Annotated in this window: 18 protein-coding genes; 14 read left to right on the top strand and 4 right to left on the bottom strand. The window is 61.6% G+C overall.

Annotated elements, in window-relative coordinates; genetic code table 11:
* Window positions 1–53 precede the first annotated feature (53 nt).
* Window positions 54–668, top strand: coding sequence for a J domain-containing protein (locus AC1ECK_RS27005; protein WP_480324619.1), 615 nt, complete (start codon window positions 54–56; stop codon window positions 666–668).
* 243 nt (window positions 669–911) lie between these two features.
* On the top strand, window positions 912–1,250 hold the full coding sequence (locus AC1ECK_RS27000; RefSeq protein ID WP_480324617.1) for a hypothetical protein: 339 nt from the start codon (window positions 912–914) through the stop codon (window positions 1,248–1,250).
* Between the two features lie 123 nt (window positions 1,251–1,373).
* Here the strand turns inward: AC1ECK_RS27000 and phaP are convergent, their stop codons facing one another.
* Window positions 1,374–1,868, bottom strand: a complete 495-nt coding sequence (gene phaP, locus AC1ECK_RS26995; RefSeq protein WP_480324615.1) for a TIGR01841 family phasin — start codon at window positions 1,866–1,868, stop codon at window positions 1,374–1,376.
* Window positions 1,869–2,117: 249 nt separating this feature from the next.
* Here phaP and AC1ECK_RS26990 point away from each other — a divergent pair, with 249 nt between their 5' ends.
* Both AC1ECK_RS26990 and AC1ECK_RS26985 read left to right on the top strand, forming a co-directional pair.
* The gene (locus AC1ECK_RS26990) at window positions 2,118–3,191 is read left to right on the top strand and encodes a DUF6765 family protein (RefSeq protein WP_480324613.1); all 1,074 of its coding nucleotides are present in this window, start codon (window positions 2,118–2,120) and stop codon (window positions 3,189–3,191) included.
* Between the two features lie 133 nt (window positions 3,192–3,324).
* Complete coding sequence (locus tag AC1ECK_RS26985) at window positions 3,325–3,807, top strand: hypothetical protein (RefSeq protein WP_480324611.1); 483 nt, start codon at window positions 3,325–3,327, stop codon at window positions 3,805–3,807.
* Between the two features lie 244 nt (window positions 3,808–4,051).
* Here the strand turns inward: AC1ECK_RS26985 and AC1ECK_RS26980 are convergent, their stop codons facing one another.
* Window positions 4,052–5,452: a GntP family permease gene (locus AC1ECK_RS26980; RefSeq protein ID WP_480324609.1), complete on the bottom strand. Its 1,401-nt coding sequence runs from the start codon at window positions 5,450–5,452 to the stop codon at window positions 4,052–4,054.
* Between the two features lie 313 nt (window positions 5,453–5,765).
* Here AC1ECK_RS26980 and AC1ECK_RS26975 point away from each other — a divergent pair, with 313 nt between their 5' ends.
* From AC1ECK_RS26975 to AC1ECK_RS26930, 10 genes are all read left to right on the top strand, one after another.
* Window positions 5,766–7,289: a sigma-54 interaction domain-containing protein gene (locus AC1ECK_RS26975; RefSeq protein ID WP_480324607.1), complete on the top strand. Its 1,524-nt coding sequence runs from the start codon at window positions 5,766–5,768 to the stop codon at window positions 7,287–7,289.
* Between the two features lie 86 nt (window positions 7,290–7,375).
* Window positions 7,376–7,936 carry a BON domain-containing protein gene (locus AC1ECK_RS26970; RefSeq protein ID WP_480324605.1) on the top strand — a complete coding sequence of 187 codons (561 nt, stop codon included), beginning with the start codon at window positions 7,376–7,378 and terminating at the stop codon, window positions 7,934–7,936.
* 65 nt (window positions 7,937–8,001) lie between these two features.
* Entirely contained in the window at window positions 8,002–8,313 is a 312-nt protein-coding gene (locus AC1ECK_RS26965) for a hypothetical protein (RefSeq protein WP_480324603.1), read from the top strand.
* A gap of 565 nt (window positions 8,314–8,878) precedes the next feature.
* The gene (locus AC1ECK_RS26960; RefSeq protein ID WP_480324601.1) at window positions 8,879–9,106 is read left to right on the top strand and encodes a hypothetical protein; all 228 of its coding nucleotides are present in this window, start codon (window positions 8,879–8,881) and stop codon (window positions 9,104–9,106) included.
* A gap of 146 nt (window positions 9,107–9,252) precedes the next feature.
* Entirely contained in the window at window positions 9,253–10,452 is a 1,200-nt protein-coding gene (locus tag AC1ECK_RS26955) for a serine hydrolase domain-containing protein (RefSeq protein WP_480324599.1), read from the top strand.
* A 117-nt stretch (window positions 10,453–10,569) separates the two neighbouring features.
* A complete protein-coding gene (locus AC1ECK_RS26950) occupies window positions 10,570–10,860 on the top strand; it encodes an H-NS histone family protein (RefSeq protein ID WP_480324597.1) in 291 nt (96 codons plus the stop codon).
* Window positions 10,861–11,469: 609 nt separating this feature from the next.
* Window positions 11,470–11,994, top strand: a complete 525-nt coding sequence (gene fae, locus AC1ECK_RS26945; protein ID WP_480324595.1) for a formaldehyde-activating enzyme — start codon at window positions 11,470–11,472, stop codon at window positions 11,992–11,994.
* A gap of 185 nt (window positions 11,995–12,179) precedes the next feature.
* Window positions 12,180–13,217, top strand: a complete 1,038-nt coding sequence (locus tag AC1ECK_RS26940) for an aldo/keto reductase (RefSeq protein ID WP_480324593.1) — start codon at window positions 12,180–12,182, stop codon at window positions 13,215–13,217.
* Window positions 13,214–14,653 carry an NAD-dependent succinate-semialdehyde dehydrogenase gene (locus AC1ECK_RS26935; RefSeq protein WP_480324591.1) on the top strand — a complete coding sequence of 480 codons (1,440 nt, stop codon included), beginning with the start codon at window positions 13,214–13,216 and terminating at the stop codon, window positions 14,651–14,653. Before AC1ECK_RS26940 ends, AC1ECK_RS26935 begins: the two co-directional genes overlap by 4 nt.
* 444 nt (window positions 14,654–15,097) lie before the next feature.
* Window positions 15,098–16,699, top strand: a complete 1,602-nt coding sequence (locus AC1ECK_RS26930; protein WP_480324589.1) for a peptide chain release factor 3 — start codon at window positions 15,098–15,100, stop codon at window positions 16,697–16,699.
* A gap of 527 nt (window positions 16,700–17,226) precedes the next feature.
* Here AC1ECK_RS26930 and AC1ECK_RS26925 read toward each other — a convergent pair.
* Window positions 17,227–18,426 (bottom strand): MFS transporter, encoded by a 1,200-nt coding sequence (locus AC1ECK_RS26925; RefSeq protein WP_480324587.1) that lies wholly within the window; start codon window positions 18,424–18,426, stop codon window positions 17,227–17,229.
* A gap of 105 nt (window positions 18,427–18,531) precedes the next feature.
* The gene (locus AC1ECK_RS26920; RefSeq protein WP_480324585.1) at window positions 18,532–21,576 is read right to left on the bottom strand and encodes an efflux RND transporter permease subunit; all 3,045 of its coding nucleotides are present in this window, start codon (window positions 21,574–21,576) and stop codon (window positions 18,532–18,534) included.
* Window positions 21,577–21,596 lie beyond the last annotated feature (20 nt).

Here is a 21,596-nt window from a genome sequence, read left to right as displayed (position 1 = left end):
GCATTTTTCGCATGCTACGATGGCTCGCGATGTGACCGACGGTCGAGCGAGCGATGGCAACCCTTTACGACAAGCTTGGCGTTCAGCCGAACGCCACCAGCGACGAGATTAAGCGCGCGTACCGAAAGGCTGCGATGCGCTGGCATCCCGATCGCAACGTCGGCGCAGAAGATGTGGCGCGCAGCGCGTTTCAGGACATCAAAGACGCCTATAACATCTTGTCCGATGCGGCGCAGCGCAAGGTCTACGACAAGGTGTACGCCGAGCAGATGCGTTCATGGGAAGCCCGCCGGCAGCGTATGGAGCGGGAGAGGGCCGAGCGCGAAGAAGCGGCGCGGGCTGCCGAGCAGGCCGCTTACGCGAAGATGGTGGCGCTCGCGATGCGCTTCGCAGATGAAGGTTATAACCGCGACGTCGTGTTTGGCGTACTGCTCGGGCAGCAATGCGATGCCAGCCTCGCGGGGCGTATCGCGGACAGCGCGCTGGCGTTGCATGCATCCCGTCAGCAGCAAAGCGCGCCCGCCGAACCGGAGGTTGCTGAGCCGGTGTCCGTCGAACCTGCGCGGCCAGGCGAACCCGCCGTGGCGCGCAACGATCGTGAACCGGCCACGCACGGCAGTACCCTCAGTGGGCTGTGGTTTCAATTCCTGAACGGTCTGCGATTCTGATTCCAGGTCCCGTGGACGGTGCCAGCCGTTGCAAAAAGAGCGTCGCCAATGCGCTCCGATTGCTTATAGTAGAAGTGTGCCGGAGCAGCGCAGTCATCTTGCAGGGGATCGGAGTGCTTTGCATGGGACCAGAGTAAGTGCTAAAGAATCAACTCAGGCCGAGAGCTGAAGCGTTAACTCCGATCGACAAAAGACACGGGCCTGCCGTGTCTTGGCGCGTACATTTGATGGGGGAACGGTGCGATGACAACAGCATCCGGTTCAGCCTACGCGATGCGAACGAGCACGCCTGCATCGCTGCGGGAGCTTGCCAACTACCTCGAACTGGCGCTCGATGCCGGTCAGGCCGTGGTGGTGATGCGATATGGCGAGAATCACCGCTCGGTCTACATTGGCGACCCTGCTGATTCGCTGGACACCTTGTCGAGCAGCGAAGCGCTTGCGGCACACCTCGCCGACGAGATGCTGGCTTTGACCGCGCCGGGCTTGAACCGGATTACCGCCGACGGCCAGGTCTATCGGTTCACGCGCACCCATCGATATATCGAGGACCGGCAGGCGGTGATTTTTGCACCGGCTTGAGCGGACCGGCGGGCGTTATCGCCAACCCGCTCGAACAAAATCAAAAGGCGAACCGAAGTTCGCCTTTTTGCAATGATTCGCCGCTTGTTCGCCACCCGCGGCAGCGAACAAAACGCCACCGCGTTATACGCGGGCGGTGACGGTTGCCACGAATTGCTTTGCGGCCTTGCTGGCCGATTCGTAGGTGGCGTTGGCTGCCGAGAACGCCGAGTTCCATGCTGCCAGTGCGCCTTCGCTGCCGGCCGGTGCGTTCTTTGCCAGGCTTTCGATGAAGCCTTGTGCGTCTTTCTGGGCTTTCTGAAGCTGCGCGGTGGCGGCGCTCGAAAATTCGGCTTGTGCACCCGAGAGGATTTCATGCACATGACGGCCGTATGCAGCTGCCTTTTCCGATGCCGGTTGCGACAGGCTGGCCGAGAGTGCGACCAGTTCGCTCGGATCTTTCACCGAGAGGGCCTTGGTCAAGACTTCGTGCGTTTCGGCCAGCGCGGCCTTGCCGACTTGCAGATTCAGTGCAACCAGCTTTTCCACGTTTGCGAACGCTTGGTTCGCGAAGCCGAACAGGGTTTCGAGGCTGGCTTGCTGCGCGGCGATCAATTGTTGGGGGGTAGGCGTGCTCATCACTGCTCCAAAGGGTAAGGCGGCGAGTGCGAGAGGCTCTAGGTGACACAAGATCCGCGCGCCGCAACGGCTGAAAGTGGCTTGTTGCACTGCAACAAAAGCGATTGTACGGGGTAATTTCTGGAAGTCAATGGATTTCGTAAGGGGTGTGAAACAGGATTTACCGGTGCCCACAGTCCGGTTTTTGAAGTCTGGGTCCGCTTGGTCGTTTCACTCACAGGGATTCGTCTTGCTTGCGGAGAGCTGTCAATGAATATCGACTTTCACTATGGTGTTGTCTACGTCGTCGCCCGGGTCGGCGGATTGCCGCGCGATGCAGCGCAGACCGTGGCGCATGCGTGCCAGTACGTGGATGACGCAACGACGCCAGGCATCTTGCGCTTTGCCGGCGGCGAGACGTTTGAGCGCTTTGCGACTGCGCACAAGCTGATCGACTACTCCAATACGGAGAACGACAAGAACAGCTTGGTCTGGACGCCTTTCCACTTTCTTCCTGCCGGCGAGGGGGAAACGCTGCAGGAGAAGGCGGTATGCCGCCCGGACAGCGCAGTTGCGCGAGAGGTCATGCGGCGGGCGATTCGTCAAAGGAACGCCGACAATGCCTTGCATCGGCTCGGCGTGACGCTTCACACCTACGTGGATACCTGGGCGCATCAAGGATTTGCTGGGATTGAGTGCAGATTCAACCGGGTGTCCCGGCTCGAGGCCGTGGACTGCACGCCGGAGAGTTGGCTCGCGCGCCTCGCGGACGCCACCGGACGCCTGATTGAGCATATGGAGTCGGAACTGCTGTCGGAGAACCTGCCCGTCGGGCACGGCGCTGCGTTGCATTATCCCGACTTGCCGTGGGCGCAATGGAGCTATATCGATGGCACCGGCATGTCCGTGAACCGCCAGAATCTCGACGAGTTCGTCTGCGCGGCCGAGATGGCTTGCCGCGCCGTGCAGGCGTTTGTCGCGGGGACAGAGGCGTTCGAGTCTCAGCCTGGGCTGCCCGCCAACGTGAAGGACGCGCTGCGCGACCTGCTGCGCACCAACACGAGTACCGACGATCAGCAACGGTTGGCGGGAATTTGTGCCGCGGTGGGCGCGGGCCGCATACCGGGTGTGAACGAGGCGATTCCGGGCTATGTCGCAAAGGGGCCCGGGTCGTGGAAGTGGCAGGCGACCGGCCTGCTATCGGACGACGATCGTGGCGAGCGTCCACAGTGGAGCGAAACCTTCGAGCGAAGCGACTACCGGTGCTTCCATGACGCTGTGAAGGAGCATCGCTTTGTCGTCACACAGGAGATTCTGCCGGCGCATGGGTTGCGGATCGCCTGAAACAGGCGTGAAATGCGCAGGCGGCGAGGCGGCAGCAGACGTGAACAGGACGTGGCTGTAGCCGTCGCCGGACCGCCCGTGGCATAGTGCGGCCCATTCACAAGCGACTGCATCAAGGAGTAAAGCGAAGCAGATGACCAGCCCCCTCGATTCTTACCAGCAGGACCAGGTGGTTCTGCTGGACGACGTGCCCAGCCCCGCCGCCGACGCTCCAGAGCCGTTCGTCGTCGCGAATGAACGGCGAGTGGTGATCGCTTATCGGATCGCCGAGGCCGACTTCGAACGCTTCGGCCCGTTTGACGATGACGATGATCCGTTCTGCGTTGTCGAGTTTTCGGCGGCTGCGTTCCATCAATTCGGGCCGCCTGGCGACGAAGGCCTGTACGCGCACCCTTTGGCGCCGCAAGGCTTGCGGGGTTATTCGGCGCACGAAATCGTGAACTCGTCGCTGGTGATGGACTCGTGGGGACCGGACGCGGCGCAAGATGGACGGCGGCACTATGTCCTCACGTTTCAGGACAGCACGTATGAATGCGTGGCGGCCGATTGTACGGTTGTCGGCATCTACGGGAACGGCGATATTGCCGGCCGGGAGGCGTTCTCGCTGTGTAAGTGAGTCAGGACAAGCAGGTCGTGTGGCGGTGCGACGGCTTGCTTACGCAAGTCAAAGACGCATTGCGTATCGAGGCCATGTCAATGTAAGAGATATGTAGTTCGAAGTATTCGGCTAGGCAAGGTCATAGATTATCCCGCTACGCATTTCCCGTGAGGTCCTCCTGGAAATGAAAACGGCCCGATCAGCGTAAGCCAATCGGGCCGTTGTGCTTGGGCTGACCATCAGGGGCAGCCCCACCTGCCAATCAAACCAACCCAGTCGCGTAATACACCGCGATCACAAAGAACACCGCCAGCGTCTTGATGATCGTCACCGCGAAGATGTCGCGATACGACTCGCGGTGCGTCAGCCCCGTCACGGCCAGCAGCGTGATCACCGCGCCGTTGTGCGGCAGCGTATCCATCCCGCCGCTTGCCATTGCCACCACCCGGTGCAGCACGTCCATCGGAATATGCGCCGCGGTGGCCGCCTTGATGAAGGTGTCCGACATGGCAGCGAGCGCGATACTCATGCCGCCCGATGCCGAACCGGTAATCCCCGCGAGCGAGCTGACCGACACCGCCGCGTTGACGAGCGGGTTCGGAATGCTCTTGAGCGCGTCGCTCACCACCAGAAAGCCCGGCAGGGCGGCGATCACGCCGCCAAAGCCATATTCCGATGCGGTGTTGAGCGACGCCAGCAGCGCGCCCGAAACGGCGGCCTTGGTGCCGGTGGCGAAGCGCTCGCGCATGCGGCGAAACGCGGTCAGCATGACCAGCACGATGCCGAGCAGCAGCGCGCCTTCGACGGCCCAGATTCCGACCACTGCCTTGATCGTGGTCGTGACCGGCGCGTGAATGCCGGGCAGCACCTCCGGCGCAACGGTGTACGACGCGCCGTACCAGTCGGGGATCAGCTTGGTCAGCGCGAAGTTCGCCACGCCCACCAGCACGAGCGGCGCCACTGCCAGCAACGGATGCGGCAGTTGCTTCGATTCGATGCGCTCCGGCTCGTTGACGAGCGACGTGCCATAGCCTTCGCCCTTGGCCATCGCAGCGCGGCGCCGCCATTCCAGATAGGTCAGGCCGACGATGATGATGAACACCGAGCCGATCGTGCCGAGCGCCGGAGCCGCCCAAGAGGTCGTCTTGAAGAAGGTGGTCGGGATGATGTTCTGGATTTGCGGCGTACCCGGCAGCGAGTCCATCGTGAAGGAGAACGCCCCCAACGCGATCGCACCCGGCATCAGGCGCTTCGGGATATTGCTCTGGCGGTACAGCTCGGCCGCGAACGGATACACCGCGAACACGACCACGAACAGCGAGACGCCGCCGTAGGTGAGCAGCGCACACACCGCGACGATCACCGCATTGGCGCGCGAGCGGCCAATGTAGCGGATCGCAGCGGCGACGATCGACTCGGAGAAGCCCGACAGTTCAATGACTTTGCCGAACACGGCGCCGAGCATGAAGACTGGGAAGTAGAGCTTCACGAAGCCGACCATCTTCTCCATGAAGATGCCGGAGAACACGGGCGCAACCGCCGATGGGTCGGTCAGCAGCACCGCCCCGAGGGCGGCAATGGGCGCGACGAGAATCACGCTGTAGCCGCGATAGGCGGCAAACATCAGAAACGCCAGAGCGGCGAGGACGATTACAAAGGACATTGAGTCTCCGGAACTTGGTTGTTCTACGCGTTCGCGCACCTGATGGCACTGCGACCCGGGCCCGCGAACGCAGGTTTCGTGCCACATGTGCCTCGCCGGCCTCCTGCCTTGCCTGTCGGGCATGGCACCGGCGCGCGGTGCGAACGATTGTACAGAATCGTCTCCGTTTCGGGATGCAAGCCGCCAAAGTTCCCCCTGCATCCACCGGAAAGCCTTTATTGACAAGGCTTGCGGGCGATCTCGACATTGAGATAAGCTTGTCTCCAAATAGAGACAAACCATACGACAAAAGATATCTGGAGACAGAGACAGGATGATGAACGACTGGGCAGGCCTGCCTGCCACCTACAGCGATGTGCTGCGCCGGGCGATGGAATCGCTGTTTCGGACTTTCGAGAATTTCAGCGAGGGGACGTTCATTGTCGATGCCGATGCGCGCGTAGTCTGGATCAACAAACGCTACGCGGCCCGCTTTGGCTTTGCCGACCCGCAGCAGGCCATTGGCCGCGACTGCGAGGCGGTGATTCCCAATAGCCTGATGCGCGAGGTCGTCAAGACCGGCAAGCCGATTCTGCTCGATATCCTCGAGACGGACCGCGAGCCGCTCGTGGTCACGCGTTTGCCCTTGAAGGACGAGAGCGGCACGACGGTGGGCGCGGTGGGCTTTGCGCTGTTCGACGAGCTGAAGGCGTTGACGCCGCTTTTTTCACACTACTCGCGCTTGCAGCAGGAGTTGATCGCAACGCGTCAGTCGCTGGCGCAGGCGCGGCGGGCGAAGTACACCTTCGCGAGCTTTGTCGGCACCAGTGCGGCGAGTCTCGAGGTAAAGCGCCAGGGCCGCCGGGCCGCGCAGGTCGATTCGCCGGTGCTGCTGCTCGGCGAAACCGGCACCGGCAAGGAACTGCTGGCGCATGCGATCCACGGCGCGTCGGGGCGGGCCAACCAGCCGCTCGTTACCGTCAACGTGGCAGCGATTCCAGACACGCTGCTCGAAGTCGAATTCTTCGGCGCAGCGCCGGGCGCCTACACCGGCGCGGACCGCAAGGGCCGGGTCGGCAAGTTCGAACTGGCCAATCACGGCACGCTGTTTCTCGACGAGGTCGGCGATATGCCGTTGCCGTTGCAGGGCAAGCTGCTGCGCGTGCTGCAGGACAACGAGTTCGAGCCGCTCGGCTCGAACCGGATCGTGCGTGCCGACGTGCGCATCATCGCGGCCACCTCGGCCGATCTGCCGGCTCTGGTCGCAGCGGGGCGCTTCCGCGCGGATCTGTTCTATCGTCTCAATGTGCTGACGATCCACGCACCGCCGTTGCGCGAGCGGCTCGCAGATATCGAATCCCTCGCTTATGCCATGCTCGAAGACCTGTCCACGCGCGCGCATGGCGGCGACCATTTCGAGTTGCAGGAGGACGCTTTACGTCTGCTGTGTTCGCACGCGTGGCCCGGCAATGTGCGGGAATTGCGCAACACGCTGGAGCGGGCGGTGATGTTGTCCGATAGCGAACGCATCGATGCCGACGCGCTCGCGCCGTTCATCAGTCCGACGCAGGGGAACGGCCGCAGCGCCCTGGCGATGCCGTTCGCCGCGGGCCTGGCGGCTTCGGCCGTCGCAGCCGATGCGTCGCGCTCGGCGGACGCCCGGTTTGAGGCCGGGCAGCGGGGCGTAGAGGTCTCTGCGCCGTTGTCGTGGGCCGAGGCGATGGCCGGCTTCGAGAAGCGCTTTCTGTGCGAGGCGCTGCGCGCCAATGGCGGACGCGTGATCGAGGCAGCCGCGCAAATCGGCATGGGGCGCGCCACGCTTTATAAGAAAATCGCCACATACGGTATCGAGGTTTGAGCGAGGGGCGGCTGAACCCCGGGGTACGCTGACGGCGGCCCCGAACGATGGTTCGGGCGGTTCGTTCAATGCAGTCGGGAGGTGCGATGAAGTATTGGCTCGTCACGACGCTGCAGGTGGTGGTGCTGCTTCTGCCAGGCCTGCCGTTGCACGCGCAGGAGCGTGAACTCAAGAACTGGTACAACGATCCGTTCTTCACGCTCTCGCAGGGCTTTGCCGATTGCCCTGTGCCGCTCGGCCCGCTGATGACCCGTGCGCAAATGGAAGACGATGCGCACTACCGGGTCGAGCGTGGCACGACCTGCTGGCTTGCGCACAAGTGCTCGAAGCCGAACTCGTACCTCTACGACGCCCCGATCGCCGACGCGATCCGCGCGCATTTCGCCGATGCCCGTGGCTTTGATGGCGCCAGCATATGGATCACCGTGCAGCGCCGCTTCGTCTACGCCGAAGGATGCGCGCCGCGTTCGTTCGATCGTCGTGCGCTGCAACAGCAACTCGAAGCGATCCCCGATGTCGAGCAGGTTTTCATGCGGATCGGCACGGACGCGCAAGGGCCGCTTCCCTACAAAACGCTTGCTGCGCCGGATGCTCCTGTGAGCGACCCCGCAAGCGATCCCACCGGCGCATCCGCTGCTCACGAGTGACGCAGTGCAATGCGCGCATGGCACAATCGCTGGGTCGAAGAATTAGATAGGGATCGGGGTTCTCAATGAAACGCAGCTACTCATTCTCTGCACGAACGGAACAGGCGGCCTGCGCGAGCCGCATCACGCGTGCGGCGCTCGGCGCGGCCGCCGGAGTTGCCATGCTCGCGGCCATGGCCGGTTGCAGCAGCAGCCCGCCGCTGTTCTTGCCCGACGGCCGGCCCACCACGCTGGTCCAATGTCCGGAGGGCTCGGATTCGTGCGCGCAGCAGGCGCGCGCCAATTGCGGCGGCCAGTTCCAGACGGTGCGCCAGTCACGCGACGACGGCACGCTCAGCCTGATCTACGCTTGCCCGGTGAAGTCGAACGCCCAGTAGCCCTGGCCGTTCTTGAGTGACCCGCTGTCCGTGCTGCCAGGCGCGGCAGCGGCGGGCGAATCACCTCGGGTTGGCTCCGCTCGCCTCGACGGGCTGGTGCGTCGCCGCCCGCGCCCAGATCCGCGTCGAAAATCCCCATCCGTTCAAATCGTTCGTCGTGTCATAAATACATTGCACCATGCAGTCATATTGGTGGGCCTTAATACCGCTATGACTCCGGCGTTGGAGCGGCATGTCATGCACAATTCTTTAATCGTTGAATATTTATTCCGCGAACGAGCAATGCCTCAGGCGCTTTAGCCTCGCTATTCGCTTTCTCAGTATGTGTTATTACGGAGATCGCTCTATGGATAAACTCGCGTTTGTCGGTGCGGCGGGCAACGGACGCCTCACGCGCTTGCCTTTATCGTTACTGCTAGAGCGCCACCGCACTCATGCTCTCGTAAATCGGACGACGCCGATCTAACAAAATTAACCGGAAAATTTTCCGGATGCGGTGAAAGAAGCGCTGGGCGGCACGTTTCATGCTTTGTATTCGATTAGATAAATATTCCCGGGGAAAGTAATGAATCACCATCAACTCGAAAAAGATATTGAGCATCTCGAACACGTGATCACACGGATTTCCGCTACCGACCGCATTCCATTGTCATATTGGCGCAACCGGCTCAAATCGGTGGCGGACGTGGTTTTGGTGCCGTCGCAGATGAGCCGTGTCAGACGCCTCAACGAAGCGCTGAGCGCACTCGAAGCAGGGGGAGAACTGGCGCTCAGTCCGGCCAATGTGCGGTAACGTTTAAATGACAGACAGATAACGTTACGTATCATGCTTACCTGATCCGGTAACCCGCCGAGTGGAAGGAGCAGATTTCACCGACCGCCGTCGCGTTGCCGCTACGCCGCCAACGGTGCGCATGCGCCGTTCATTCAGGACTACGGATGCAAAAAGCAGGATTTTCCGCGGCGAGACTCGCGCAATTGACGGCCGCCATGCAGGGCTATGTGGAGCGTGGCGAAGTGGCAGGGGTGGTCACGCTGGCCTGGCGGCACGGCGAGATAGCGCACTTCGAGCCGTTAGGCTGGCGCGATGACGCCGAGCAACTTCCCATGCAGCGCGACACGTTGTTCCGGATCGCCTCGATGACCAAGCCGGTCACGAGCGTGGCCGTCATGATGTTGATCGAGCAGGATCGGCTCGCACTGGACACACCGGTTGCGCAGTGGCTTCCCGAACTGGCGGCTCCGCGCGTGCTGCGCGATGTTGCGGGCCCGCTCGATCGGACCGAGCCGGTGCGTGCGCCGATTACGGTGCTGGACCTGCTCACCCATCGCGCGGGCTTTGCTTACCACTTCACTGCCACCGGACCGATCGCCGAGGCGTACGAGGCCGTCTTCAACGGCTTTGAAGCGCAGGCGGGCCGCGATGCCTGGCTCGCGCGGGTGGCGACGCTGCCGCTGATGTTCCAGCCGGGCACGCGCTGGCATTACGGCATCGCCACGGACATCCTGGGTGTGCTGATTGAACGCGTCAGCGGCATGATGCTTGGCGAGTTTTTCCGCACCCGCATTTTCGAGCCGCTCGGCATGCGGGACACCGCGTTCTCTGTGCCCGCAACTCAACTCGCGCGGCTGGCGACGGCGTATGGCATCCACCCTGGCACGCGCGAGCGAATCGTCGAGGATCGGCCCGCGACGAGCCGTTGGGCTAACCCAAAGCGTTTTCAAGGCGGCGGTGGCGGGCTCGTCTCGACCGCCGAAGATTATCTGCAGTTCGCCCGTTTGCTGTTGGGGCGCGGCCGGGTCGGCGAGACCCGTCTGCTCTCGCATCGCTCGGTCGATCTGATGCGCTCCAACTTCCTGAGCCGCGATCAGCGCCGGGTGCCCGCCTTCGGACAGATCGTCTGGGCCGGCCAGGGCTTCGGACTGGGCTTGTCGATCGTCGACGATCCAGCGCAGCAGTTGCCGCACGGCTATCGCTCGACCGGCTCGTTCGGCTGGCCGGGCGCGTTTGGCACCAGTTGGTTCGCCGATCCGGTGGAAGACCTGATTGGTCTGATGTTGATTCAGCGTCGCTCGGTGGAGCCGTTTCCGATGTCGGTCGAGTTCGAACGCCGTCTGTATGACGCGATCGACGATTGATCAGACGGCATATTTCAGGCGCTGTCAGGCCGGAAATGCATCGACGGTGCTATCCGGCACTTTTTCGATCTGATAGGGTCACACTGCAGTTATCCACCCGACTGGAGACGACTCTTCATGGCCACTTATAAGCAATTGACTGCGCAGCTCGAAAAGCTTCACAAGGAAGTCGCACTCGCTCGTGAAAAAGAAATTGAGCAGGCGATTGCCGATATCAAGCAGAAGATTGTGGAGTACGGCATTACCGCAGAGGAACTTGGTTTCGCAAGCAAACGTGCGGCGTCAAAGAAGATCCCGCTGCCTGCGAAGTATCGCAATCCGAAGACCGGCGAAACATGGAGCGGCCGCGGCCGTTCGCCGGGGTGGCTCGCCGGTAAGAATCGCGAACGCTTCCTGATCACCGACTAGATCCCCGTATGGACGGTGCGCGCCCTTGTAGCGTGCTGTCCGTGACAAGTGAAGCGGCGGTGACATCTTTGCGCACCGCCGCGCCGGTCCCGAAAACTCTCACCTTTCCTCTTTGCCGCAGCCGCTGAATCCATGCGCGGCTGCGCTTCGCGTTGCTCAAGCGTTGTGTGTTCCGAGATACCTCTATTCACTCTGCACGGTTCGATCGTGCGGGGCTTGCCTGATATCGCAGGTGTTGAAGCGTTGTTGGTGAGAAGTCGGAGCGCCTTGTCCGGCAAGGGTTTGCGCGATTTATCGGCAGTCCGCGAGGCGCTGTTTGTGGGTCGACTGAGGGCGTTGCTTCCATCTTTCATGGCGCTTCGAACTGGCCCGGAGTCCAGAATGTCTGGTGCGTGCGTCATCCCGATATCCATCACCTCAAGCGCCTTGCGTCGTGGGTCCCGAAAACCCTCACCTTAGCGATGAAACCGTTGCCAATGCATCGATGCGCCTAGGAGAAACCCGGAGTTGAGCCCGTCTCATACCCCGGATCAAAAAACATCGATTCATGGTCGCCGATTCGCAATAGCACAATCCGCTCATCCACCCAAACCCTTGCTGGGATCAGACATGAGCGTATCGACGGAAAAGCAACTCTATATTGGCGAAGGCTTCGAAGGACCCGGCGTGAACCTCGCGCACATCAACGTCCTGGTCGGCCCGCGCAACGGCCCGGCCGGCCAGGCATTCGCCACCGCGCTGGCGACGCCGTCTGCCGGTCACGCGCCGTTTGTCGTGATTGCCCGGCCGGGTATCCCGACCAAGCCGCTGACGCTGTATGTGAACAAGGCGCAGATCGAAGGCGACTTCCATGGCAACGCCACGTGGGGCGCATCGCAAGCGGGTATCGCCAGGGCGGTGGCCGAATCGCTCGAGAACGGCACGTTGCCGCCGGAAGCGGAAAACGACTGGGTTGTCGTATCGGCCAACTGGGTCAATCCGAAGACGGACGATCTCGACGCGGTGTTCGAGAACAACTATCGCGCTTGCAAGAACGCGATCCTCGCTGCGATGAAAGGCTTGCCGCATCGCGACGAAGTGTTCGCCGCCGCGCGCGAGGTGTCGAATCCGTTCTATACCCCGAAGCAACGCTAAAACACCAAGCCGCTAACGCGCCGCCGTTCGCGCGCCATACGAAGTGCGCAACCGCCGTTATCAGCAATCAAATTGCATGGGACCAAAGTAAGGCGCTGAAGCGCCAACTCTGGTCGACCGCAGGTAACTGCATGGGATGGGAGTAAGCGCTGAAGCGCCAACTCCCATCGACAGGAGACAAAAAAATGGAATACGTTCGACTCGGCCAATCGGGCCTGAAAGTATCGCGTCTGTGCCTCGGCACGATGAACATGGGCACGCCCCAATGGAAGCCGTGGATTTTCGACGAAGCGCAAAGCGAACCGATCGTCCGTCACGCGCTGGAAGCGGGCGTCAACTTTATCGACCTCGCAGATTTCTACTCGACCGGCGTCGGTGAAGAAGTCGTGGGCCGGATTCTGAAGCGCATCGCGCGCCGTGAAGAGATCGTCGTGACGACCAAGGTCGGCTACGACATGGGCACGTATCAGAACGCCGGCGGCCATTCGCGCAAGCACATCATGGATGGCATCGACGGCTCGCTGGCGCGTCTCGGCATGGACTACGTCGATATCTACATGCTGCATTTCTTCGACGTCAATACGCCGGTCGAAGAAACCATGCGTGCGTTGAACGATATCGTACGGGCCGGCAAGGCGCGCTATATCGGCGTGTCGACGATGTACACGTGGCAGTTCGCCAAGATCATGCAGGTCTGCGAGCGCCACGGCTGGCACAAGCCGATCAACATGCAGTTGCAATTGAATCTGGCCTACCGCGAGGAAGAGCGCGAGATGATTCCGTATTGCGAGGATCAGGGCGTCGGCGTCTCGGTGTTCAGTCCGCTTGCACGCGGCCTGCTGACGAGCGATCCGAACTCGACGCGTAACCAGACCGATTTCTTCACCGCGCAAATGTACGGCGACGCGGCTTCGCGTGAGATTGCCGCTTCGGTGGCGCGGGTGGCGGCGGCTCGCGGTGTGCCGGCGGCGCAGATCGCGCAGGCGTGGGTGCTGAATCATGGCGGCGTCGCCAGCATGCTGGTGGGCGCCGATACGCCGGCGCAATTCGACAGCGCGCTCGCGGCCCTCGACACGAAGCTTTCTGCCGACGAACTCTACGAACTCGAACGCAACTACACGCCGTGCGATCTGATCAACGATTACACGGCGGGCAAGCGCATTGCCCGCGAACCGCGGCCGGCGCAAGGGGCGTTCGTCCAAACCCTGGATAAAGCAGCATGAGCGATTTTCTCCGTACCGGGCACTACATCAACGGCGAGTGGTATCAAGGCGCCGAGACGTATGCCGTTTTGAATCCGGCTAGTGGCGAACTGATCGCCAACGTGGCAAAGGGTGGCGCAGCAGAAACGCAGCAGGCGATCGCTGCTGCCGAGCGCGCCTTCCCGGCTTGGCGTGCGCTGACCGCGAAAGAGCGCGGCGCGCGCGTGAAACGCTGGGGCGAGCTGATGCTCGAGAACCGCGATGCGCTGGCTGAACTGATGTCGCGTGAGCAGGGTAAGCCGCTTGCGGAGGCCCGCGGTGAGGTGGGCTACGCGGCGAGCTTCCTGGAATGGTTCGCTGAGGAAGCGAAGCGCGCCTATGGCGACGTGATTCCGAGTCCGAATCCGAAGGCGAAGATCATCGTGACGCGCGAGCCGATTGGGGTGGTCGCGGCCATCACGCCGTGGAATTTCCCGCTGGCGATGATTACGCGCAAGGCAGGTCCGGCATTGGCCGCGGGCTGCACCATGGTGCTCAAGCCGTCGGAAGAAACGCCGTTGTCCGCGTTCGCGCTGGCTGTGCTGGCCGAGCAGGCGGGGATTCCCGCTGGCGTGTTCAATATCGTCTCCGGCGATGCGGTGGCGATTGGCGGCGCGCTGACGGAGTCGCCCGTGGTGCGCAAACTGTCGTTCACCGGTTCGACCCGTGTGGGCAAGCTGCTCGCGAAGCAATCCGCGGATACGCTCAAGAAGCTCTCGCTGGAACTCGGCGGCAATGCACCATTCATCGTGTTCGACGATGCGGATATCGAAGCCGCCGTGCAGGGCGCGATGGCTTCGAAGTTTCGCAACACCGGGCAGACCTGTGTGTGCGTCAACCGCTTCTACGTGCAGGACGGCGTCTACGACGCATTCACCCAGGCGCTGACGAAGGCGGTGCAGAAGATGCGCATCGGCAATGCGCTTGAAGGGGAAGTCGAGCAGGGCCCGCTGATCAACGCTGCGGCGTTGAGGAAAGTGGAATCGCACGTGGCCGATGCGTTGCAGAAAGGCGCCAAGGTGCTGACGGGCGCAAAGCGGCACAAGCTTGGCGGCACCTTCTACGAGCCGACGGTGCTGGCCGACGCGTCGAAGTCGATGCTGATTGCCGGCGAGGAAACGTTCGGCCCGGTGGCCGCATGCTTTCGCTTCAAGACGGAAGAAGAAGCGATCGCGGCCGCTAACGACACCCCGTTTGGTTTGTCCGCTTACTTCTACACGCGCGACCTCGGTCGGGCGTGGCGCGTCGCGGAGGCGCTGGAAAGCGGCATGGTGGCGGTGAACGAAGGCATCCTTTCGACCGAAGTGGCGCCGTTTGGCGGCGTCAAGGAATCGGGCTTGGGCCGCGAAGGTTCGAAGTACGGCCTCGATGAGTATATGGAACTGAAGTACATGATGATGGGCGGCCTCGGACGCTGAGCGTCGCATTAGCCGTCACGCTCCGCTTCGCGTTACGCACGCGAAGCGGAGGATGCAGCCGCGTGCGGTCTGCACGATGAGCCCGAACGGCGAGCCCACGCTTGGAAACCGCGACCACCGACCGGCTCCTGACGCCGTGTCCCGGAGCGCCCAAGGGCAAGTGCTGGATCCTCGCACGAGCGTCGCATCCGCCCCCCAAAAGTCCATTTCAATACGTCCGGGCGCATGACGTGTATCATTCGTTCCCTGCGCTGTTTTGTGCTGGCACTTCCCGTATTCTCGAACGCTCGTCCGCCGCGTCGCTACGACGTGGCGGCGTTGCCATTGTGACGCGGGTTTCAAGCCCAACTCCCGCAGCTCGACGCCGCCGCGCCAGACGTGGCAGACCAGAAGCCACAAGCTCCTGGGGACCGCCCGAACCCCTATTCGTGACCGCCCGTACAGATGTCAGTCTCCGAACTCAAACGCCGCCGCACGTTCGCGGTTATTTCCCACCCGGACGCGGGCAAGACCACGCTCACGGAAAAGCTGCTGCTGTTTTCAGGCGCGATCCAGATCGCCGGTACCGTGAAGGGCCGCAAAAGTAATCGCTACGCGACCTCTGACTGGATGGAGATCGAAAAGCAGCGCGGCATTTCGGTGGCCAGCTCGGTGATGCAGTTCGAGTACGGCGACGCGGTCATCAACCTGCTCGACACCCCAGGCCACGAAGACTTCTCCGAAGACACCTACCGTGTGCTGACCGCGGTGGACGCCGCCGTGATGGTGATTGACGGTGCAAACGGCGTCGAAGCGCAGACGCTGAAGCTGCTCGAAGTCTGCCGCAGCCGCAAGACGCCGATCGTCACCTTCATCAACAAGCTCGACCGCGAAGTGCGCGAGCCGCTCGAACTGCTCGACGAGATCGAACAGCATCTGGGCGTCGCGGCGATTCCGTTCACCTGGCCGATCGGCATGGGCAAGGAATTCCAGGGCGTCTACGACATCCAGCGCGACCAGGTGCGCCTGTTCCGCGCCGGGCAGGACAAGGCCGGCGGCGAGGTCGAAACCCTGCAGGCGCTCAGCGACGAAGAAGGCGAACGCCGCTTCGGTCATAGCTGGACCAAGGCGAAGGAAGAGATCGACCTGATCACCGGTGCGACGCCTGATTTCGACCGTGAGCAATTCCTCGCCGGTCAGCAATCGCCGGTGCTGTTCGGTTCGGCCATCAACAACTTCGGCGTGAAGGAAATTCTGGACGCGCTGGTCGATCTGGCGCCGCCGCCGTCGGCACGGATGGCGGTGCAGCGCTCGGTGGAGCCGGACGAGCCGAAGTTCACCGGCGTGGTGTTCAAGGTGCAGGCGAACATGGACCTGGCGCACCGCGATCGCGTGGCGTTTATCCGGGTCTGCTCGGGTCATTTCGAGCGCGGTATGGCGTTGAAGGTGAGTCGCTCGAACAAGACATTCCGTGCCAACAACGTGGTGACGTTCCTGTCGCAGCGGCGTGAGACGGTGAGCGAAGCGTATCCGGGGGATATCATCGGCATCCCGAACCACGGCACGTTAAGCCTTGGCGATACGCTGACGGAAGGCGAGACGTTGCAGTTCGTCGGCTTGCCGTTCTTCGCGCCGGAAATTTTCCAGACGGTCGAAGTGGTGGACCCGATGCGCGCCAAGCAACTCGGCGAAGCGCTAAAGCAACTTGGCGAAGAGGGCGCGATTCAGGTGTTCCGTCCGGTGGGCGGTGGTCTGATGATTCTGGGTGCGGTTGGGCAACTGCAATTTGAAGTGGTGTCGCACCGTTTGTCGACGGAGTACAAGGTCGACGTGCGGATGGCGCCGGCGCGCTACCGGATGTCGCGTTGGGTGACGTGCGACGACGCAGCGGAACTGCGCCGCTTCAACGATGCTTACGCTGCGCGGATCGCGCTCGACGCATCGAATGCGCCGACGTATCTTGCGTCGCACATCTCGGAGATCGAGGTTGCGCAGAAAGCGTGGCCGAAGATCGTCTTCAATGAACTGCGCGAGCATTCGGGTGCGCCGTTCAAGAAGGTGATGTAGCCGTTGTCTTTGTAGTTGGCATCGAACGCCGCGCTGCACGCAGCGGCGGAAGAACCACCTTCAAAGAACGTGCGCTTCGGATTGGCGTGCAATCCTCCGTTCAGATTACAAAAGGTTACAGGAGACGCTTCGCTGTTTCACCTGCCGATTGTTCCCTCATCTACCATTAGTTTTGGGAATGTAGCGGGCCGCTCAGGCGGACAGCGTAACTTGAACGGAAGAGCATTATGAAACGCGCGATGGTTTTGTCCGCTTTGGGAATTTGTGGTTTCTGCGCCTCAGGGCTAGCGTCGGCACATGTAGACGTCGGTGTCTTTCTTGGCGTGCCCGGTCCAGTATATGTAGCGCCGCCTCCCGTGGTCTATGAACCTCCTCCTCCAGTGGTCTATGCGCCGGTGCCTGTCTATGGCTACGGATATCAGGGGGAATACCGTGAAGAACATCGTCGTTGGCATGACAACGGCGAACACAGGGGCTGGTACAAGCATCACGGGGACGATGACGAATAATGAATGGTTGCGTAATCGTTATCGGCGTAATCCTCCGCCGATAGCCACAGCGCACAGGGTCAGCAAACAAAAACCCGCTCCCGCGTAGAACGTCGCGCCGGCCCCCAGGCGGTCCCACAACTCGCCCGCGACGACGCTCGCCACAAGCATCGCCAGGCCGCTCATCAAATTGAAGAACCCGAACGCGGTGCCTTTCAGGTCCGGCGGTGCTGTGTGCGCAACCATGGTTGCCAGCAGGCCCTGCGTGAGCCCCATATGCAGGCCCCACAACGCAACACCCAGCAGTACGACCGGCCAGTGGCTTCCGTGTGCGAGCACGACATCCGACGCAATCAGCACCACGAGTCCGATGGCCAGCAGTCTGGTGTGGCTCATCGAGTCAGCCAGTTTGCCAAAGGGATAGGCCGACGCGGAATACACGAGGTTCATTGCCACCATCACAAGCGGCACCAGCGCAATCGGTACACCGCCCTGCATGGCGCGCAAGACGAGGAATGCCTCGCTGAACCGCGCGAGCGTGAATACCGCCCCGATGAACACCACCCACCAATAAGAGCGGCTCAGCTTCTTCAGGCTTTCGAGCTTCATGGGGTTGACACGTTTCGTGTCCGAATGGTGCGCGGGTTCCTTGATGCCGAACACCAGCAACGCCACCGCGACGAGTCCGGGAATCACAGCCACCCAAAATACAAGACGAAAGTTGTTTGCCCACAGCAGCATCAGCCCGACGGCGAGCAACGGTCCGAGAAACGCGCCGACCGTGTCGAGCGATTGTCGCAAGCCATAGGCGGCGCCACGCAGGTGTGCCGGCGTGATATCCGCTACGAGTGCGTCGCGCGGCGCACCTCGCACACCTTTGCCGATTCTGTCCGCGACGCGCGCCGTCAAGACGATACCCGCCGTTGGTGCGAGCGCAAACAACGGTTTGCTCAACGCACCCATGCCGTATCCGATAACCGCCAGCCATTTTCGGTTGCCGAGGTAGTCGCTTACGGCACCGGAGAACATTTTCACGATAGGTGTAGTCGCTTCGGCGACGCCTTCAATCAGACCCACCATCATCGCGCTCGCACCTAAACTCGTCACCAGGAACATCGGCAGAAGGCTGTGAATGATTTCCGACGAAATGTCCATGAACATGCTGACGAAGCCGAGCATCCAGATACCACGGGGAATCTGGCTGAGCGTGCCGGTGCGTGGCGTGGTATTGGTCTGCATCTTTTCGAGATTCCGGGGTTGTCGGGTTCAACAGCAGTACGAGCGCACGCCAGCGTATCACCATCATAGGGTTGAGCCAATGACAGGCCGATGGTCTCGATGGACTCAACGCTTCCAGAGGGCTGTCCGAAGCTGCTTCTCGCGCTTGTACACATAAAGAGCCGGCAACAGGTTCGTACTGAGCAAGCCACTCCAGACTAATCCACCCAGTGTAACGATGGCCAATCCTTGTTCGGGCGCCGCGCCTTTGCCGAATCCCAGTGCAGTCGGCAATAGACCCAGCGACGCCGTCAGGACCGTCAGGAGAATCGGCCGGAAGCGCACCTCGACCGCGTCGCGCACGGCGTCGACTACAGACAGTCCCTGTGCTTCGTTTCGCTTCACCAGTTGCAGCAACACGATACCGTGATTCAAGCTAACCCCAACCAAGGTGAGAAAGGCAATCAACCCGATGGCGTTAAGACCAACACCGCTCACCACCAGGGCGATTGTCCCGCCTGAGAACGCCAGTGGCATTTGCAACAGCAGAAGACCAGGCACGAGTAGACCATCGAATTGCAGCGTCAAAATCCCGAGCATGAGCGCAAGCGCTACCGCCGACGCGACGCCTACGTTAAGGGCGGCGCGTTCTAGTTGCGGGTACAGGCCGCCAAATTTCACTTCGTAGCCTGTTGGCAATGACAGCGTCGCGAGCGCCTGTTTTGAGGCCGAAATCACCTGTCCGAGCGGAGCGGTGGGTGTCGCCAGTATCTCAATCGCACGCAGTCCGTTCAGATGCCTGATGACATTGGGCCCCGTCGACATGCGGACGTCTGCCACATCGCTCAGCGCGACCCATCCGCCAGCCATGACGGGAATCTGCTTGAGCTGCTCGACGGAAAGTTGCGTCGGGTCAGTCAATCTGACAAACACGTCCAGATGACCGTTGCCCTCTGGAACGGTGGCAACGGTTTGACCGGCCAGCAGAATGTGCAACTGCGTGAAAAGCTCTGCAGGTGTAATGCCATGTAGCGCAAGACCGCTCGGCTTGGGCGTAATTTGCAATTCAGTAATCGGATAACCGTCGTTGTTGAAGACGTCCGAGAGCTTGGGCACGCTAGCCAGCCGACGCGTGACTTCAGACGACAGCGACTGCAAGGTTGTGATGGAATCGCCGTACACGTCGATGACGAACGGCTGGGGCAATCCGGAAAGCGTCTCACCCACCCGCTCCAGGGTCGGCGTCCCAATCACGGTCTGCACGGCCGGCAGTTTCGACGCGTCTAGAACTTGCTGTCCGATTTTGTCGAGACTGCTGGCATTCACGTTCGGCTTCAGCGCAATCTGAATCTCCCCGGCGTACGCCGGCTCCGTGTACGATGTTCCCGACGCAGAGCCCACGCGTGAAAACACGTGCGCCACAGGTTCAAGACCGAGCAATCGGTAAGCGATGCGGTCTGCGGCATCCTGAGCATCATGCAGCGATGTTCCGGGCGGCAGCGTAAAGCTCTCGAGCAGCACGGCCTCGTTCGGCAGCGGCAGGAAATCGACTGGGACCAGCACAAGTCCAGCCACAGAGACCGCGAAAATGGCCACGCAAGCCCAGAGCGAGATCCGGGGGCGGCGCAGGGCAAAATCGAACAGGCGGAAATTACGACTCTTGAGCCACGCGACTGCGCGTGCCCCTGACGTCGCGCGCTTCTCGATGGGAGGCCCGATGAATCCCAGCACAAGCGGAATCAGGCTCAGCGAAATAACGAGTGACGCAATCAGGCTTACTGTCATCGCCAGAGAGAACGGAACAAAGAACAATCCTGCCAGACCGCCCACGAACGCAAGCGGCAAAAACACGGCAACGGTCGTCATCGTCCCGGAAATGTCGGGACCGGCAATGTCGCGTAAGCCACGCGCAACACCCTCCCACCGGCCGTCACCGGCCTCCCAACGGTGGTAGATGCTCTCCAGCACAATGATGGCGTCGTCGGCGAGCAAGCCTACGGCGACTGACAGGGCGCCGAATGTCAGTAAATTCAGTGTTTGCCCGGTCAGGTAGAGCCCAGCGATACCGAGCAGAAGCGACAGTGGAATACTCAAAGCGAGCGCCCATATTCCGCGACTGGCTCCCAGCATCCAGAACAGGACCGCAACGGCAAGTACGGCGCCGATGGCGAGATTTCTGCTTAAATCAGCGGCGACTACGCCGACGATATGCCCCTGACTGTAGATTCGCACGAAGCGTGTGCCACCGGGTAACTGAGGTTCGAGCTCATGCAGTGTCTTGTCGACCTCGTCGACGACGGGTAGTGTCGAGGCGTCCGGCTGTTTGAACACAATCAGCGCAATGGTCGGCTTGTTGTCGAGTTTGACCGAGTGATGAGATGGCAGCGCGGAGCGGACAATGTCCGCCATCGAGCCCAGCGGGACGGTGCCGCCAGGTGTTGAGACAGGCACAGCGGCATAGTCGGAAGGGTTCGCCGGCAGGCTTCTGCCTTCGATGAAAACATCCTGGTGTCCCAGGTCGACATATCCGCTCGGCACCATCGCAGTCGTCGCATCGAGCGATGCAGCAAGCGCCGATGCAGAGACGTTGAAACGCTGTAGCTTCGCAAGGTTGGGACGTACCCATATCGCATCCGCGCCCGGGCCCGCCACCGACACACGCTGTACGCCCGGAACCGCCCGGATGCGTGGCCCGAAATTTGACTCGACGATGCGCTGCACCTGCGACGCATCTACTCCATCGGGAATCTGGATGGCGTAATCCGCGACCTCGTTTATCGCGTTCCCGGAGATTTCCGTCGTAAGGCTCGTGCCCTTCGGAAGCGAACCGCCGACGCGCCCGATGATGCCGTTGACATCCTGCAGCGCGGTTGCTGCGGTAGTCCCTTCCGCGAATCGTGCTTCAATCTTGACGGAACCTTGACCTACGACGGTCCGCACGTCGCTCAACGACTGGAGCGACGACAGTTCGGTTTCGACAGGCCGGGCAATCAGCCCCTCCAGGTCCAGAGTCGTTGCTCCTGGCAACTGCGCGACGATGCTCACCTGCGGCATATTGAACTGCGGCAGTACTTCAGCGTGGATGTTGAGGAGCGCGTAGATGCCGTAGGCAATCAGGGCGGCATACAGCATGACCCAGAGCAGCGGCCGTTTGACGATATCTTTGAGCATGTTCTTGTCGGCAGGGAGCG

The organism is Paraburkholderia sp. SSBN10T (assembly GCF_056619545.1).
The sequence above is the reverse complement of the archived record's forward strand: the minus strand, read 5'-3'. Positions and strand labels throughout refer to the sequence as shown.

Coding starts and splice junctions, on each gene's coding strand:
- AC1ECK_RS27005 (WP_480324619.1), top strand. CDS start 54: ATGGCAACCCTTTACGACAAGCTTGGCGTTCAGCCGAACGCCACCAGC.
- AC1ECK_RS27000 (WP_480324617.1), top strand. CDS start 912: ATGACAACAGCATCCGGTTCAGCCTACGCGATGCGAACGAGCACGCCT.
- phaP (WP_480324615.1), bottom strand. CDS start 1,868: ATGAGCACGCCTACCCCCCAACAATTGATCGCCGCGCAGCAAGCCAGC.
- AC1ECK_RS26990 (WP_480324613.1), top strand. CDS start 2,118: ATGAATATCGACTTTCACTATGGTGTTGTCTACGTCGTCGCCCGGGTC.
- AC1ECK_RS26985 (WP_480324611.1), top strand. CDS start 3,325: ATGACCAGCCCCCTCGATTCTTACCAGCAGGACCAGGTGGTTCTGCTG.
- AC1ECK_RS26980 (WP_480324609.1), bottom strand. CDS start 5,452: ATGTCCTTTGTAATCGTCCTCGCCGCTCTGGCGTTTCTGATGTTTGCC.
- AC1ECK_RS26975 (WP_480324607.1), top strand. CDS start 5,766: ATGATGAACGACTGGGCAGGCCTGCCTGCCACCTACAGCGATGTGCTG.
- AC1ECK_RS26970 (WP_480324605.1), top strand. CDS start 7,376: ATGAAGTATTGGCTCGTCACGACGCTGCAGGTGGTGGTGCTGCTTCTG.
- AC1ECK_RS26965 (WP_480324603.1), top strand. CDS start 8,002: ATGAAACGCAGCTACTCATTCTCTGCACGAACGGAACAGGCGGCCTGC.
- AC1ECK_RS26960 (WP_480324601.1), top strand. CDS start 8,879: ATGAATCACCATCAACTCGAAAAAGATATTGAGCATCTCGAACACGTG.
- AC1ECK_RS26955 (WP_480324599.1), top strand. CDS start 9,253: ATGCAAAAAGCAGGATTTTCCGCGGCGAGACTCGCGCAATTGACGGCC.
- AC1ECK_RS26950 (WP_480324597.1), top strand. CDS start 10,570: ATGGCCACTTATAAGCAATTGACTGCGCAGCTCGAAAAGCTTCACAAG.
- fae (WP_480324595.1), top strand. CDS start 11,470: ATGAGCGTATCGACGGAAAAGCAACTCTATATTGGCGAAGGCTTCGAA.
- AC1ECK_RS26940 (WP_480324593.1), top strand. CDS start 12,180: ATGGAATACGTTCGACTCGGCCAATCGGGCCTGAAAGTATCGCGTCTG.
- AC1ECK_RS26935 (WP_480324591.1), top strand. CDS start 13,214: ATGAGCGATTTTCTCCGTACCGGGCACTACATCAACGGCGAGTGGTAT.
- AC1ECK_RS26930 (WP_480324589.1), top strand. CDS start 15,098: ATGTCAGTCTCCGAACTCAAACGCCGCCGCACGTTCGCGGTTATTTCC.
- AC1ECK_RS26925 (WP_480324587.1), bottom strand. CDS start 18,426: ATGCAGACCAATACCACGCCACGCACCGGCACGCTCAGCCAGATTCCC.
- AC1ECK_RS26920 (WP_480324585.1), bottom strand. CDS start 21,576: ATGCTCAAAGATATCGTCAAACGGCCGCTGCTCTGGGTCATGCTGTAT.